The organism is Pseudoxanthomonas sp. F11, assembly GCF_037046485.1.
Classification (GTDB): Bacteria; Pseudomonadota; Gammaproteobacteria; order Xanthomonadales; family Xanthomonadaceae; genus Pseudoxanthomonas_A.
In genome coordinates, this window is sequence record NZ_JBANLZ010000004.1 from 354,221 (window position 1) to 368,770 (window position 14,550).

A 14,550-nucleotide genomic window follows, 5' to 3' on the forward strand; every position below is an offset into this window, starting at 1 on the left:
CGGTGCGGCGTATGTCGCCAGGAGGCCCGGACATCCCATGGCAGGGGCAGCTATACTCATCCGTTGGCGTGCCCCAAGGCAGGCCGGATTGTCAATCAAATCAATGGACTGGCAATCGAAGCTGATCCCATTTCACACTTGCGGCAGCGCGCCGGCCCGGTCCGGTCGCGGTGCCCGGAAGACACCGCCGCATGCGCCTTTCCACCATCAAGCTGTCCGGTTTCAAGTCGTTCGTCGATCCCACCGTGCTGCATCTGCCGACCAACATGACCGGCGTGGTCGGCCCGAACGGCTGCGGCAAGTCGAACATCATCGACGCCGTGCGCTGGGTGATGGGCGAAAGCTCGGCCAGCCGCCTGCGCGGCGATTCGCTGACCGACGTGATCTTTTCCGGCTCGGCCGCGCGCAAGCCGGTGTCGCAGGCCTCGGTGGAACTGATCTTCGATAACAGCGACCACACCATCAGCGGCGAGTTCGCGGCCTTCAACGAAATCTCGGTCAAGCGCCTGGTCAGCCGCGACGGCCAGAGCAACTACTACCTCAACGGCACCAAGTGCCGTCGCCGCGACATCACCGACCTGTTCCTCGGCACCGGCCTGGGCCCGCGCAGCTACTCCATCATCGAACAGGGCATGATCAGCCAGATCATCGAGGCCCGCCCGGAAGACCTGCGCATCTACCTGGAGGAAGCCGCGGGCATCTCCAAGTACAAGGAGCGTCGCAAGGAAACTGAAACGCGCATCCGCCACACCCGCGAGAACCTGGATCGCCTGAACGACCTGCGCGAGGAGATCGGCAAGCAGCTCGAGCACCTCAAGCGCCAGGCCAAGCAGGCAGAGCAGTACAAGGCCCTGCAGGAAGAGCGCCGCGTCAAGGACGCCGAGTGGAAGGCGCTGGAATACCGCGGCCTGGACGGCAGGCTGCAGGGCCTGCGTGAAGCGCTGTCGCAGGAAGAAACGAAACTGCAGCAGCTGATCGCCGAACAGCGCGAGGCCGAGCGCCTGCTGGAAACCGACCGCGTGCGCCGCGAGGAAGCGGCCGACGCCCTCAACAAGGCGCAGGGCGAGGTCTACCAGGTCGGCAGCACGCTGGCCCGCATCGAGCAGCAGATCCAGCACCAGCGCGAACTGGCCGAGCGCCTGAAGAAGGCGCGCGACGAAGCCCGCAACGCCCTGCAGGAACTGGGCCAGCACATCAGCGGCGACGAAACCCGTCTGGCCGTGCTGCGCGAATCCGTGGCCGACGCCGAACCGCAGCTGGAGCAGCTGCGCGAGGACGACGTGATGCGCCAGGACGCGCTGCGCGAGGCCGAGGCCGCATTGGCGGACTGGCAGCAGCGCTGGGAAGCGCACAGCCGCGAAACCGCCGAGGCATCCCGTGCCGGCGATGTCGAACGCACCCGCGTGGACTACCTCGACCGCCAGTCGCTGGAAGCCGAACGTCGCCGCGAAGCGCTCGCCGCCGAACGCGCCGGCCTGGACCTGGAAGCGCTGGCGTCCGCCTTCGAACAGCTGCAATTGCAGCACGATACCCAGAAGGAATCGCTGGAGACGCTCACCGAACAGGTCGAAGCCCGCAAGCAGGCGGCCGCCGACACCCAGGAGCAGCAGCGCGCCACCCAGGCCGAGTTGTCCGACACCCGCAAGCGCGCGCAGGAAGCCCGCGGCCGGTTGTCCTCGCTGGAAACGCTGCAGCACGCCGCGCTGGGCCAGGAACAGGGGGCCGCCATGACCTGGCTGAAGGCCCGTGGCCTGGACAACGCCGCGCGTGTCGGCGAAAAGCTGACGGTCGAGCCGGGCTGGGAAAATGCCGTCGAGGGTGCGCTGGGTCAACTGATCGAAGGTGTTCTGGTCGATGCGCCGGAAGCACTCGTGGAGGCGCTGGGCGAACTCGGCGATGGCCGCATCGCGCTGGTGTCCGACGATCGTGGCGACGTGGCGTTCGCGCCGACCTCGCTGGCGGCCAAGGTGCAGGGCCCGGCGGCGATCCGCCGCCTGCTGGCCCGTCTGCACACGGCCGAGGATTTGAATGAAGCCCGCCGCCTGCAGTCGCAGCTGGGCGACGGCGATTCGGTCATCACCCGCAATGGCGAGCGCCTCGGCGCCGGCTGGGTGCGCGTGCTGCGCTCCGGCGCGGCCAAGCAGGGCGCCTTGCTGCGCGAGCGCGAGATCCAGGCGCTGCGTGGCGAGATCGAAGCCCTGCAGGCCCGCGAGGCGGAACTGGAAGAGCGCCTGGCCCAGCTGCGCGACCAGTTGCTCGCTGCCGAGCAGCAGCGCGAGGAGGCGCAGCGCACGCTGTACATGGCGCACCGCGGCGTGTCCGAGCTGGCCGGCCAGCTGCAGAGCCACCAGGGAAAGCTGGAAGCCACCCGCGCCCGCCTGGACCGCATCGACGGCGAGATCGCGCAGCTGGTCGAAACGCTGGAAACCAGCCGCGAGCAGGCCCGTGAGGCCCGCGCCAAACTGGAGGATGCGGTCAGCCGCATGGGCGATCTGGAATCCGCACGGCAGGCGCTGGACAACGAGCGCCGCCAGCGGATTGAGGCGCGCGACCAGGCCCGCGAAGCCGCCCGCAGTTCGCGCGACACCGTGCACGCGCTGGCGCTCACCCTGGAGTCGCAGCGGGCGCAGATCGTCTCGCTCAGCCAGGCCCTGGACCGCATGGGCGGGCAGCGCGGCCAGCTGGACTCGCGCCTGGAAGAACTCACCCTGCAGCTCAACGAAGGCGATTCGCCGGTGCAGGAACTGGAGGCGCAACGGCAGGCGGCGCTGGAACACCGCGTCACCGCCGACCGCCAGCTGGCCGAAGCGCGGTCGCTGCTGGAAGGCATCGACAACGAACTGCGCCAATACGAACAGACCCGCCAGCAGCGCGACGAGCAGGCGCTGGCCCAGCGCGAGCGCATTTCCCAGCGCAAGCTGGACCAGCAGGCGCTGGCGCTGAAGGCCGAGCAGCTGTCGGAAGCGGTGGTGGCCGGCGGCTTCGTGCTGGAGGACGTCATCAACACGCTGCCCGAGGTCGCCGACATCCGTGAGTGGGAGCAGGCCGTCACCCAGATCGACGGCCGCATGCGCCGCCTGGAGCCGGTCAATCTGGCCGCCATCCACGAGTACGGTGAAGCCAGCCAGCGTTCGGAGTACCTGGACGCCCAGCACGTGGACCTCACGACCGCACTGGAAACGCTGGAAGAGGCCATCCGCAAGATCGACCGCGAGACCCGCGGCCGCTTCAAGGACACCTTCGACCGCGTCAATGCCGGCGTGCAGCAGCTGTATCCGCGCCTGTTCGGCGGTGGCCACGCCTATCTGGAACTGACCGGCGAAGACCTGCTGGACACCGGCGTGGCGATCATGGCCCGCCCGCCCGGCAAGCGCGTATCCAACATCTCGCTGCTGTCGGGCGGCGAGAAGGCGATGACCGCGGTGGCGCTGGTGTTCGCCATCTTCCAGCTCAACCCCGCGCCGTTCTGCCTGCTGGACGAGGTGGACGCGCCGCTGGACGAGGCCAACGTCGGCCGCTTCACCAACATGGTGAAGGAGATGAGCGAGAAGGTGCAGTTCCTGTTCGTATCCCACAACAAGGCCACCATGGAAGCCGCACACCAGCTCAGTGGCGTTACCATGCGGGAACCCGGTGTCAGCCGCCTGGTGTCGGTGGACCTCGAAGAGGCCGCCCGCCTGGCCGGCGCCGCCTGACCCTGATCGATCCCAACCTGCCGGAGAATCCCCTGTGTCCGACATGGCCATGCTTCGTATCGGAATCCTCGTCGCCGGCGTCCTGCTGCTGGCGGCGATCTTCCTGTTCGGACGCCCCAAGAAGCCCAGCCAGGGCCGTCGCATCGAAACCGCCGAGCGCGATACCGCGCGCGTGGAACCCAGCCTCGCCGGCGACGACACCAGCGAGCAGATGCAGGATTACAACGACGAACGCGTCAGCCAGCCCGAACTGGGCCTGGCCGGCGGTACGCCGGTCGCGGGCGTGGAGAGCGAGCTGGGCAAGCGCCCCAGCCAGGATTTCGACAAGATCGTCTCGCTGTATGTCGCGGCCAAGGCCGGGCAGGTGCTGCGCGGCGAGGACATCGTGGTCGCCGCCGAGAAGACGGGCCTGACCTTCGGTCACATGAACGTGTTCCACCGTCTGGTGGAAGGGCATCCGGAGCGTGGCCCGGTCTTCAGCATGGCCAACATCATGCAGCCCGGCAGCTTCGACATGGCCAACATCCGTTCGCTGGAAACCCCGGCCATTGCGTTCTTCCTCACGCTGCCCGCGCCGATGACCGCGCTGGAAGCTTGGGAAAAGCTGTTGCCCAACGTCGAGCGCATGGCCGAACTGCTGGGCGGCGTGGTCCTCGACGACAGCCGCAACACCCTCGGCCGCCAGCGCATCCAGCACATCCGCGAAGAGCTGCGTGCGTACGATCGCCAGCACGAAGCGCCGCCGCTGACGAAGGCGCCCCGGTGGTGAGTTACCTTGCAATCTAACTGGTTCTGCGGATCAACTGTAGTTGAGGCGCTATGGGGAAAGTCCTCGTCGATTCCTGCGTGTTTGTAAATGCGTTCGATCCGGACTCACATACCCATGCCGAGTCATTAGCTTTGCTCGAGTATCTGCGGGTCAAAGGCCGTGCAATCATCATGCCGGCGCACGCCTGGTTTGAGATCCAATGCTCGCTCCAGAAGCTCACGGATGAGGGTCGTTTTGTTGGTCCCGCATTCCAAGGGCAAATGAACTACCCCGTCGAGTTAATTCACATCGATAAGGAGTTCATTCTGCGCTACAGGATGACTGACATCCCATACATCAAGGCAGGGGATCATATCTTTCTTGCCATAGCCAAGCTTGATGGCTTGCCGCTCATCACGAGCGACGCGAAAATGATCTCCGTCGCAAAGCAGTGTGGCATTCGAGTGTTTCACACCAAAGAGCTCGTGGAGAGCACGTAGGATGGATTGAGCGAATCCGCTTTCAACGGCGAAGCAGATGCGCCCATCACAGTGGAAAGAATGGCTCATGATGGGTGTCGCCTCCAGCTCAACCCTTCCTACGATTGGCTTTCATCGCCTTATCGCGTCCTCTTGAAGGAATGACGATGGTCGGCCACCGCATCTTCACCACTTCGTTCGCCAGCGTGTATCCGTTGTACGTGCAGAAAGCCGAGCGCAAAGGTCGGACCAAGGCCGAGGTGGACGAGGTCATCCGCTGGCTGACCGGGTACGACCAGGCTGGGCTCGAACGGCAGATCGTGACGAAGACCGATTTCCAAACGTTCTTCGCCGACGCCCCGCATCTGCATCCCCGTGCATCACTCATCAAGGGCGTGGTCTGCGGCGTGCGTGTGGAACAAGTCGACGATCCCCTGATGCAGAAGATCCGCTACCTCGACAAGCTGGTGGACGAACTGGCGAAGGGGAAGGCGATCGAGAAGGTCCTGAGGTAGCATTGTTCTCGACTATTGGGCTGGCCAGACGTGTCGGTTATGGGGGCGTGGTGCGAAACAGGATCGCTGAATCCAGATCAACGGGCGATCGAAACCGCGGCTTGGTACGAATGACGTGGCTCATGCTGCTTGCAGTATCGACTGTTGCGTGCTCCGGTGAGGGATCTGGCATTGTCACGTGTGGAATGAGCGCGGATGCTGCGTCTCTGAAGGCTGTATTGGATTCGTCCGGCTCATGCCCCGAATGCTTCTTCAGCGAGGTGTCAAAGATTGCTCCGGCCTGTCCGGATGATCCGGCTGTAGGGATGCTCGGCTTCTACGCCTCGCTCCGTACCGATCGTCAGGATGAGGCCGTCCGTTTCTACCGGGGTGTGGCGAGATCACCCGCCCTCACGTCCGAGGTTCATGCGGACGCGGGTTTTACGCTTCGGGAAATGGGACGGGATACGGCTGCCCTTGAGGCATATGAAGCTTCGCTGCGAAGGCATGCAGACCCTTTCATAAGACTGGATGCTGCGATGCTACTGAAAGAGATGGGGAAGCAGGATGCCGCTGTCGAGGCCTTTCGCGCCGTTATGGCAGAGACCCGACAGGCAAAGCGTGATGCGCAGCCTGGGGTGATAGGCGTTGAAGTGGCACATGATGAAGCGGCTTTCGCCTTGGCGGAGGTTTTCGTCGAGCAGGGCGACGTTGCATCAGCAGGGGAGTTGTATGAGGGGATCCTGAAGTCCTCCCCTGGGAATGAGCGTGCATTGGTGGCTCGCCGCAAGCTGGATGGCGATCAGCCTCAGTAGACGCATGCCCCGCAACATCCTATTCATCTGCACCCAGAACCGCCTGCGCAGCCCGACGGCGGAGCAGGTATTCGCCGAGTGGCCGGGTGTGGAAACGGCCTCGGCCGGTCTGGGCAATGACGCCGAGGTGCCGGTCTCGCCCGAACTGCTGGCGTGGGCGGACATGATCTTCGTGATGGAGAAGGCGCACCGCAACCGGCTGTCGGCGAAGTTCGCGCGCCACCTCAACGGCAAGCGGGTGATCTGCCTGGACATCCCCGACGACTACGACTTCATGGACCCCATGCTCATCCGCTTGCTGAAGCAGAAGGTCGTGCGGTTCCTCCCCGCCAACGTGGAGACCTCATGACCCGTCCCCTGCAGACCTGGACCGGCCGTTGCCACTGTGGCGCGATCCGTTTCGAGATCGACACCGACTTTCCCGAACTGACGCAGTGCGACTGCTCCATCTGCCGCAAGAAGAATGCGCTGATGGTGAAGGTGCACGGAAGCGCCTTCCGCCTGCTCGCCGGTGCCGATGCGCTGGCCGAATACCGTTTCCACAGCCATACCGCGCACCACCATTTCTGCAAGGTGTGCGGCATCTACCCGTTCCACCGCAAGCGTGTGACACCGGACCACTACGGCATCAACGTGTACTGCCTGGACGGCTTCGACCCGGCGGGCATCCCGGTGCGTATGACGGTGGGTGCGGGCATGCCGTGAGGCGGGTCCGCTAGACTGCGTCCATGTGCCGATTCGTCACCGCCGTGCTGCCCGTCACCGCGCCGATCCCTGTGCTGGATGCGATTTCACGTGCGCATGATCGGCAGTTCCAGCGCTTGCCCAGTCCGTCGGTTGAGGGCCAATTGGAAGCGGGCGAGTCGTATTTCCTGACGACGCTCGGCCATTGCGACTGCGATGCGCCGCTGGGGCAATCGCGTTCGCGCGGGTCCGACGAAGGGGAAGATGCGCGAAAGCTCGCTCGCAAGGGCTGGAGTGCGGCGAAGGTCGCACGTGCCCTGGCGCAGAAGCGCGAGAGTGCAGAGGCGTCGTTCCAGGCCCGGGACGGGGAGGCGCTGGTGCGTTGGACGGATTTCGTGCGCGCGGTGCTGGCCTCGGGGCACGTCCGCGAACTCGGCCTGATGCTCCACCAGTACCACGGTCCGCTGGATGAAGACGTGACCCTAAGCGAACGCCGCCGCGTGAAAGTGACCGCGGCACTGCCCGAGGTCCTGCGCGACCTGGACGAGGACGTGCTGTACCTCTTCCACACCTGACCTGGCCCATAGCGGGCGTGCCACGCGCCGTGCTTCTCACATTCCTAGCGGCAGACGGCACGCGGAGCTCCATCGATGGTGCTCGGAGCCCCATCGGCCGGGCTCGGAATCCCACCGATCAAGCACAGGCGCCCGATCGATGGCTTTCAGAGCTCCATCGATCACACTCCGAGCCCCATCGATCACACTCCGAATGCCATCGATGGCTCCCTGAGCCCCATCGATCGGGCTTTGAGAGCCATCGATGGCTCTCCGAGGGCCATCGATGGAGCAGGTGAGCCTTGCGGTTGGCATTCCGAGCTCCATCGATGGGGCTCCCAGCGCTATCGTCCGACGGCGGACCCGGCAACGCCACGCGACGGAGGGCAGGGGCGGCCCTCGACCCCGCCGGCCTGCACCTCCCGTCACGGCCCACGGCCTTAGAATTCACCTATGACGCCGCCGACCCCTGCCGCACGCATCGCCGACCTCCGCCGCCAGCTGGAGGATGCCAACTACCGCTACTACGTCCTGGACGAGCCCAGCATCCCGGATGCGGAGTACGACCGCCTGCTGCGCGACCTCGAGGCGCTGGAGGCAGCGCATCCGGATCTGGTGACCGCCGATTCGCCCACCCAGCGCGTGGGCAATGCGCCAGCCGGCAAGTTCGCCGAAGTGCGCCACGCCATCCCCATGCTCTCGCTGGGCAACGCTTTCAGCGACGAGGAGGTCCAGGACTTCGTCCGCCGTATCGCCGACCGGCTGAAGCGCCCGGCGCTGCGGTTCTCGGCCGAGCCCAAGCTCGACGGCCTGGCGATCAGCCTGCGCTACGAAGGTGGCGCCTTCGTGCAGGGCGCCACCCGCGGCGACGGCGCCACCGGCGAAGACGTCACCCTCAACCTGCGCACCATCAAGGCCATCCCGCTGACGCTGCGCGGCACCGGCTGGCCGGACGTGCTGGAAGTGCGCGGCGAGGTGTACATGCCGCGCGCCGATTTCGAGACGTACAACGAGTACGCCCGCAAGCATGGCGGCAAGGTGCTGGCGAACCCGCGCAATGGCGCCGCCGGTTCGTTGCGCCAGCTGGACCCGCGCATCACCGCGCAGCGGCCGCTGGCGTTCTTCGCCTACGGCACCGGCCTGGTCGAGGGCGGCGAACTGCCGGATTCGCACTCGGCCACGCTGAAGCAGCTGCGCGGATGGGGCTTCCCGGTCAGCAGCCTCAGCGAGGTGGTGGAAGGTGTGGAAGGCCTGCTCGACTACTACCGTCGCATCGGCGAGGCGCGCGATGGGCTGCCGTTCGACATCGACGGCGTGGTCTACAAGCTGGACGACGGGGAAGGGCAGCGTGAGATGGGCTTCGTCTCGCGCGCGCCGCGCTGGGCGATCGCGCACAAGTTCCCGGCGCAGGAGCAGATGACGGTGCTGGAGTCGATCGAGGTCAATGTCGGCCGCACCGGCGCGGTGACGCCGTGGGCGCTGATGCAACCGGTGCACGTGGGCGGGGTGACCGTCACCCGCGCCACCCTGCACAACGCCGACCAAGTGGCACGCCTGGACGTGCGCAACGGCGACACGGTGATCGTGCGCCGCGCCGGCGACGTCATCCCGGAGGTCGTCGGCGTGGTGCCCGAACGGCGCCCGGCCGGCACCGTGCCGTGGCAGATGCCGACCCAGTGCCCGGTCTGCGGCTCGGAGATCGTCCGCGAGGAAGGCGAGGCGGTGTGGCGCTGCAGCGGCGAGCTGACCTGCCCGGCGCAGCGCAAGGAGACGATCATCCACTTCGCCTCGCGCCGGGCGATGGACATCGAGGGCCTGGGCGAACGTTTCGTCGAGGATCTCAGTGACTTGGGCTTCGTGCAGCACGTGGCCGACCTGTACAAGCTGACGCTGGACGACCTGCTGGAGATGAAGCGGCGCGTGGATGAGCGCGATGGCACCACGCCCGAGACGGTGAAATCGGGCAAGGTCGCGACCAAGTGGGCCGAGAACCTGATCGAGGCCATCGACCGCAGCCGCCGGACCACGCTGGAGCGCTTCCTGTTCGGTCTCGGCATCCAGCATGTCGGTGAGAGTACCGCCAAGGCCTTGGCGCAGTGGTTCGGCGACCTGCAGGTGATCCGTCGCCTGCCATGGCCGCTGTTCAAGCAGGTGCCGGACATCGGCGGTGAAGTGGCGCGCTCGCTGGGTCACTTCCTTGACCAGCCCGGCAACCAGCAGGCCATCGACGACCTGCTGGCGCGCGGGGTGGTGATCGGCGATACGCATCTCCCTTCGGGCAAGCTGCGCGCCGGCCTGGAGCTGGCCACGGTGCTGGTCGACCTGGAGATTCCCAAGGTCACCCGCGTGCGCGCCGAGCAGCTGGCGTCGGCATTCCCGTCGGTGCAGGCGTTGCTGGATGCGCCGGTGCACAACTTCGTCACCGCCGGTCTGCCCAGCGATGCCGCCCACGCCTTCGCCACCTGGCGGGAGGACGAGACCAACGCGCAGCTGCTGTCGCGCTGCGGTGCGGCCCTCGACGAACTGCGGGCGATCACACCGGCGGACGTGGCGGTGTCCGCCGGGCCGCTGGACGGCAAGACCGTCGTGCTGACCGGCAGCCTGGCGTCCATGAGCCGCGACGAAGCCGCGGAGAAGCTGGAGGCACTGGGCGCCAAGGTCGCCGGCAGCGTGTCGAAGAAGACGCACCTGGTGGTGGCCGGCGAAGCCGCCGGTTCCAAGCTGGCCAAGGCGCAGGAGCTGGGCATCGAGATCTGGGACGAGGCGCAGCTGCTGGCGTTCCTGGAGAGCCATGCATGAGGCGGAGCCCGCTTCTCTGTAGGAGCGACGTGAGTCGCGACCGGAAAAGTTCTCCTGTCATGGCGTATCGTCCACGCGGAGGGGGCGAAGCATCCCAGCGCTGTTGGTGTGCGGTCGCGACTTACGTCGCTCCTACAATGGCGGGAGGCTTGCCTTGACTTGGCAGCCTTCCGCCTCGATGGAGGCGCTGCGCCTGCGTGCCGCGCTCAACCGGCTCATCCGCGAGTTCTTCCTTGCGCGCGACGTGCTGGAAGTGGAGACGCCGATGATGTCGCGGGCGGGTAATACCGACCCCAACATAGCCTCGTTCGCGCTCGAATTCTCGGGTCGCACCGACGGCGCATCGCGCACGCGCTGGCTGCGGACGTCGCCGGAGTTTCCGCTCAAGCGACTGCTGGCCGCCGGCGTGGGCGATTGCTTCGAACTGGGGCGGGTATTCCGCGATGGCGAGGCGGGTGGGCGGCACAACCCGGAGTTCACCATGCTGGAGTGGTATCGCGTGGGCTGGACGCTGGAACCGCTGATGGACGAGACGGTGGCGCTGGTGCAGGCGGCGTTGTCGATGGTCGGGCGCTCGGCCACCGTAGCGCGTGTGAGCCTCCGCGATCTGTACCGGCAGCAGCTGGGGGTCGATCCGATGACGGCCGACCTGGAGACGGTCCGCAACGCCGCGGCCGGCATCGCCATCGACGGCGACGGCCTGACCCGCGACGACTGGCTGGACCTGCTGATGACGCACCGGCTGCAGCCGACGTTCGGCCGCGACGAGATCCGCGTGGTGCACGATTACCCCGCCAGCCAATGCGCGCTGGCCAAGGTGGTGGAGCGCGACGGCGTGCCGGTGGCGGAACGCTTCGAGCTTTACCTGGGCCCGCTGGAGCTGGCCAACGGCTACCACGAGCTCACCGATGCGGCGGAGCAGCGCCTGCGCTTCGAACGCGACGTGGCGACACGCAGCGTGCGGAGCGAGGATGCGCCCGCCATCGACGAAGGCCTGCTCGCCGCGCTGGCGTACGGCATGCCGGCGTGCGCGGGCGTGGCGCTGGGCGTGGACCGGCTACTGATGGCGATGCTCGACACACCGCGCATCGCGGATGTGGTCGCCTTCGATTTCGCGCGCGCCTGAAAGCCAGCCAAACACGCCGCGCGTGGGTGTTCCCTGCAAACGGTTACGTGGGCGCGCGTTCATCATCGCTGCGTAGATTGCGGTCCAACACCTACGAGGACGCTCGCCATGCAACGCTCGCTGATCGCAACACTGGTGCTCGGCACCGTCGCCCTGTTCGGCACCGTCGCCGCAAAGGCCGCACCGCAGTACGACGATCGCTATTACGGCGGCGGGCAGGTCGTGCGCTGCGACTCCAATGACAACCGCTACCGCGAGTGCCGCATGGATACTCGCGGCGGCGTGCGGCTGGTGCGGCAGGTCTCCAAGACGCGCTGCGAGGAAGGCCGCAACTGGGGCCGGCTGCGGGATGGCGTCTGGGTCGATCGCGGTTGCCGCGCCGAGTTCGCCAGCGGCCGCGGTGGCGGTTGGGACAGTGCGCAGCGCATCCGCTGCGAATCGATCGACGGGCGTTCGCGCAGCTGTCCGGTCAACGGCCGCGGCGAGGTGCGTCTGGTCCGCCAGTTCTCCAAGGCCCCGTGCAGTGAAGGGTACAGTTGGGGCCGCGATCGCAATGCGATCTGGGTGTCGCGCGGTTGCCGGGCCGAGTTCGAGGTGTACGGCCGGGGCAACGGCTGGAACGGCGGCGGCTGGAACAACGGCGGCTACGACAACGGATACGGGGACGGCTACGGCCGGACCTTCCGTTGTGAATCCGAGAAGGGACGCACCCGCACCTGCGGTGTGGACGGGCGTGGCCGCGTGCAGCTGGTCCGCCAGTTGTCCAACGCCGCCTGCATCGAAGGCCGCACCTGGGGCCGGGACGCCCGCGGTGTCTGGGTGACCGACGGTTGCCGGGCCGAGTTCCGCAGCTGGTGACGTCCTGGATGTGAGGAGAGGCGGGGAGGGGCCGGTACAATGGCCGCATGACCGACCCCATCGACTACGCCCGCTACGACCGCATCCGTCCCATCCGCTGGACCGGTAACGCGCTGGAACTGCTGGACCAGCGCAAGCTCCCCTTCGTGGTGGAGTACCTCAGCTGTACCACCAGCGACGAGGTGGCCGCGGCCATCCACGACCTGGCCGTGCGCGGGGCGCCGGCCATCGGGATTGCCGCCGCCTGGGGCGTGGTGCTGGCCGCGCGCGAGGTGATGGCCGCCACGCCCGCCGAAGCGGCGGACAAGCTGGAACCTGCGATGCAGCGCCTCAACGCCGCGCGTCCCACGGCCGTGAACCTGGGCTGGGCGCTGGCGCGCATGCGTGCGGCCTTGAAGACCGCCGGCAGCGACTGGCGTGGCGTGCTGGAGCTGGAAGCCCTGGCGATCGCCGAGGAAGACCTGGCCGCCAATCGCCACATGGGCGAGTTGGGAGCGGCGCTGATTCCGGTTGGCAGCGGCGTGCTGACCCACTGCAACACCGGTTCGCTGGCCACGGCCGGCTTCGGCACCGCGCTGGGCGTGATCCGCGCCGGCGTGGCGCAGGGCCGCATCGGCAAGGTGTATGCGGGTGAAACCCGCCCGTGGCAACAGGGTGCGCGCCTGACCGCCTGGGAGCTGCTGCAGGACGGGATTCCCGCCACGCTGATCGCCGACTCGGCCGCTTCGCACCTGATGAAGACCGGCGCCGTGCAGTGGGTGGTCGTGGGAGCCGACCGCATCTGCGCCAATGGCGACACCGCCAACAAGATCGGCACCTACCAGCTGGCCATCGCCGCGCGCCACCACGGTGCGAAGTTCATGGTGGTGGCGCCGTCGTCCACGGTGGACATGGCCACGCCGAACGGCGATGCCATCCATATCGAGGAGCGCGACCCCGGCGAACTGCTCGGCATCGCGGGCACGCGCACGGTGGCCGAAGGCGTGCCGGCGTGGAATCCGGTGTTCGATGTCACCCCGGCATCGCTGATCGATGCCATCGTCACCGAGAAGGGCGTGATCGAGCAGCCCGACGAAGCGCGCATGCGCGCGACCTTCGGCGGCTAGGTCGATGCTGGGGGAGCGCGCGAAGCCGGTGAGCGACGCGCCGCGTCGCACCCGCGTTCAGCCGCGGGCCCCTTCGATGGCGGCGCCGCGCGTGCAGCGCCTGCGCGGCTTCTTCGCCCGCGAGTCCACCCACGACCTGGACGGCACCGAGCGGGAGAGCCTCATCGAGGCCCAACTGCGCGCCACGCGGCCGATCGTCAGTGGCGTGTTGCTGTGCGGCGCGGTGTTGCTGGCGATCATCACGGTATTCGAGATGGCGGGTGCCACGCCCTCGATCGGCTACCCCGGCTGGCTGCAGATGCTGATGGCCAGCGTGGTGGCCGGCTGCGCGGCCGCGGTGGCCCGTCTGCCGCAGTGGCAGCACCGGCTGGTCCTGACGCTGCTGGCGACGTTGCTGTTGGGCATCTTCATGAGCATGCCGCTGCCTGGCGCGACCGGCCAGCTGGCCCTTCGTACCGGCCTGTTCCAGTTGCTGCCGCTGGCGCTGATGGCGCTGATGGTGCGCCCGGTATCGCTGTTGGCGTTCGCGCTGCTGATCGTGGCGATGGCCCAGCTGCGCATCGTGCTGTACGGAGCGCCCGGCACAGGCAGTGCGCTGTACTGGCTGTACACGCTGACCACCATCGGCTTCGGCCTGGTACTGGCCGGCTACCGCAGCGACTTTGCGGTTTCGGCCTGGCGCATGCGCCGACGCCTGGTTCAGCAGGCCAGCACCGATCCGGTGACCGGCCTGCTCAACCGCAACGGCTGGAGCGAGCGTGCAGAGGCCGCGCATGCGCGCGCCGCCGCCGCCGGCGTGCCGCTGGCACTGGTGGTGCTGGACATCGATTTCTTCAAGCGCATCAACGATCGGCTGGGACATGACGGGGGCGACGCGGTGTTGCAGCGCCTGGGCGCGATCATGCAGGCGCGCGCGGGCGTCCGCGGGTGTGCTGCGCGCATCGGCGGCGAGGAGTTCGCCGTGTTGCTGGAGGGGCACGACGCGGGCTCGGCGCGCACCTTCGCCGAGCACGTGCGCAGCCAGTTCGGTGTCGAGCACGAAGGCGCGGTCACCACGCTGTCTGCCGGCGTCGCCGAGCATCGGCCCGGCGAGACGCTGCGCGAGCTGATGCGGCGCGCCGATCTCGCCCTGTACTCAGCCAAGCGCGAGGGGCGTGACCGCGTGTGCGTGGCGCCCGTTCCCTGAACGGAT

At 67.3% G+C, this 14,550-nt stretch carries 13 protein-coding genes; all 13 read left to right on the forward strand.

All coding sequences use genetic code 11. From position 1 onward, the window contains the following. Positions 1 to 191: 191 nt before the first annotated feature. The gene (gene smc / locus V8246_RS14490) at positions 192 to 3,695 is read left to right on the forward strand and encodes a chromosome segregation protein SMC (RefSeq protein WP_336189818.1); all 3,504 of its coding nucleotides are present in this window, start codon (positions 192 to 194) and stop codon (positions 3,693 to 3,695) included. Between the two features lie 34 nt (positions 3,696 to 3,729). Beyond that, entirely contained in the window at positions 3,730 to 4,464 is a 735-nt protein-coding gene (gene zipA / locus V8246_RS14495; protein WP_185896396.1) for a cell division protein ZipA, read from the forward strand. A 50-nt stretch (positions 4,465 to 4,514) separates the two neighbouring features. Next, the gene (locus V8246_RS14500) at positions 4,515 to 4,943 is read left to right on the forward strand and encodes a PIN domain-containing protein (RefSeq protein ID WP_336189819.1); all 429 of its coding nucleotides are present in this window, start codon (positions 4,515 to 4,517) and stop codon (positions 4,941 to 4,943) included. 140 nt (positions 4,944 to 5,083) lie between these two features. After that, on the forward strand, positions 5,084 to 5,437 hold the full coding sequence (locus tag V8246_RS14505) for a DUF2200 domain-containing protein (protein WP_336189820.1): 354 nt from the start codon (positions 5,084 to 5,086) through the stop codon (positions 5,435 to 5,437). 122 nt (positions 5,438 to 5,559) lie between these two features. Continuing rightward, entirely contained in the window at positions 5,560 to 6,231 is a 672-nt protein-coding gene (locus V8246_RS14510; protein ID WP_336189821.1) for a hypothetical protein, read from the forward strand. A 4-nt stretch (positions 6,232 to 6,235) separates the two neighbouring features. Then, complete coding sequence (locus tag V8246_RS14515) at positions 6,236 to 6,580, forward strand: low molecular weight protein tyrosine phosphatase family protein (protein WP_336189822.1); 345 nt, start codon at positions 6,236 to 6,238, stop codon at positions 6,578 to 6,580. Then, positions 6,577 to 6,936 (forward strand): GFA family protein, encoded by a 360-nt coding sequence (locus V8246_RS14520; protein WP_336189823.1) that lies wholly within the window; start codon positions 6,577 to 6,579, stop codon positions 6,934 to 6,936. Before V8246_RS14515 ends, V8246_RS14520 begins: the two co-directional genes overlap by 4 nt. A gap of 23 nt (positions 6,937 to 6,959) precedes the next feature. Next, positions 6,960 to 7,490 (forward strand): hypothetical protein, encoded by a 531-nt coding sequence (locus V8246_RS14525; RefSeq protein WP_336189824.1) that lies wholly within the window; start codon positions 6,960 to 6,962, stop codon positions 7,488 to 7,490. 432 nt (positions 7,491 to 7,922) lie between these two features. Next, positions 7,923 to 10,268 (forward strand): NAD-dependent DNA ligase LigA, encoded by a 2,346-nt coding sequence (ligA, locus tag V8246_RS14530; RefSeq protein ID WP_336189825.1) that lies wholly within the window; start codon positions 7,923 to 7,925, stop codon positions 10,266 to 10,268. A gap of 154 nt (positions 10,269 to 10,422) precedes the next feature. Then, a complete protein-coding gene (gene epmA / locus V8246_RS14535) occupies positions 10,423 to 11,394 on the forward strand; it encodes an EF-P lysine aminoacylase EpmA (RefSeq protein ID WP_336189826.1) in 972 nt (323 codons plus the stop codon). Between the two features lie 108 nt (positions 11,395 to 11,502). Further along, positions 11,503 to 12,252, forward strand: coding sequence for a DUF3011 domain-containing protein (locus tag V8246_RS14540; RefSeq protein ID WP_336189827.1), 750 nt, complete (start codon positions 11,503 to 11,505; stop codon positions 12,250 to 12,252). A gap of 47 nt (positions 12,253 to 12,299) precedes the next feature. Continuing rightward, complete coding sequence (gene mtnA / locus V8246_RS14545; RefSeq protein ID WP_336189828.1) at positions 12,300 to 13,358, forward strand: S-methyl-5-thioribose-1-phosphate isomerase; 1,059 nt, start codon at positions 12,300 to 12,302, stop codon at positions 13,356 to 13,358. A 76-nt stretch (positions 13,359 to 13,434) separates the two neighbouring features. After that, positions 13,435 to 14,544, forward strand: coding sequence for a GGDEF domain-containing protein (locus tag V8246_RS14550; protein WP_336189829.1), 1,110 nt, complete (start codon positions 13,435 to 13,437; stop codon positions 14,542 to 14,544). The last annotated feature ends 6 nt before the right edge of the window (positions 14,545 to 14,550 follow it).

Excerpts from the sequence above, each read along its gene's own strand:
- smc (WP_336189818.1), top strand. The coding sequence starts at position 192 with ATGCGCCTTTCCACCATCAAGCTGTCCGGTTTCAAGTCGTTCGTCGAT.
- V8246_RS14500 (WP_336189819.1), top strand. The coding sequence starts at position 4,515 with ATGGGGAAAGTCCTCGTCGATTCCTGCGTGTTTGTAAATGCGTTCGAT.
- V8246_RS14505 (WP_336189820.1), top strand. The coding sequence starts at position 5,084 with ATGACGATGGTCGGCCACCGCATCTTCACCACTTCGTTCGCCAGCGTG.
- V8246_RS14510 (WP_336189821.1), top strand. The coding sequence starts at position 5,560 with ATGCTGCTTGCAGTATCGACTGTTGCGTGCTCCGGTGAGGGATCTGGC.
- V8246_RS14515 (WP_336189822.1), top strand. The coding sequence starts at position 6,236 with ATGCCCCGCAACATCCTATTCATCTGCACCCAGAACCGCCTGCGCAGC.
- V8246_RS14520 (WP_336189823.1), top strand. The coding sequence starts at position 6,577 with ATGACCCGTCCCCTGCAGACCTGGACCGGCCGTTGCCACTGTGGCGCG.
- V8246_RS14525 (WP_336189824.1), top strand. The coding sequence starts at position 6,960 with ATGTGCCGATTCGTCACCGCCGTGCTGCCCGTCACCGCGCCGATCCCT.
- ligA (WP_336189825.1), top strand. The coding sequence starts at position 7,923 with ATGACGCCGCCGACCCCTGCCGCACGCATCGCCGACCTCCGCCGCCAG.
- V8246_RS14540 (WP_336189827.1), top strand. The coding sequence starts at position 11,503 with ATGCAACGCTCGCTGATCGCAACACTGGTGCTCGGCACCGTCGCCCTG.
- mtnA (WP_336189828.1), top strand. The coding sequence starts at position 12,300 with ATGACCGACCCCATCGACTACGCCCGCTACGACCGCATCCGTCCCATC.
- V8246_RS14550 (WP_336189829.1), top strand. The coding sequence starts at position 13,435 with ATGGCGGCGCCGCGCGTGCAGCGCCTGCGCGGCTTCTTCGCCCGCGAG.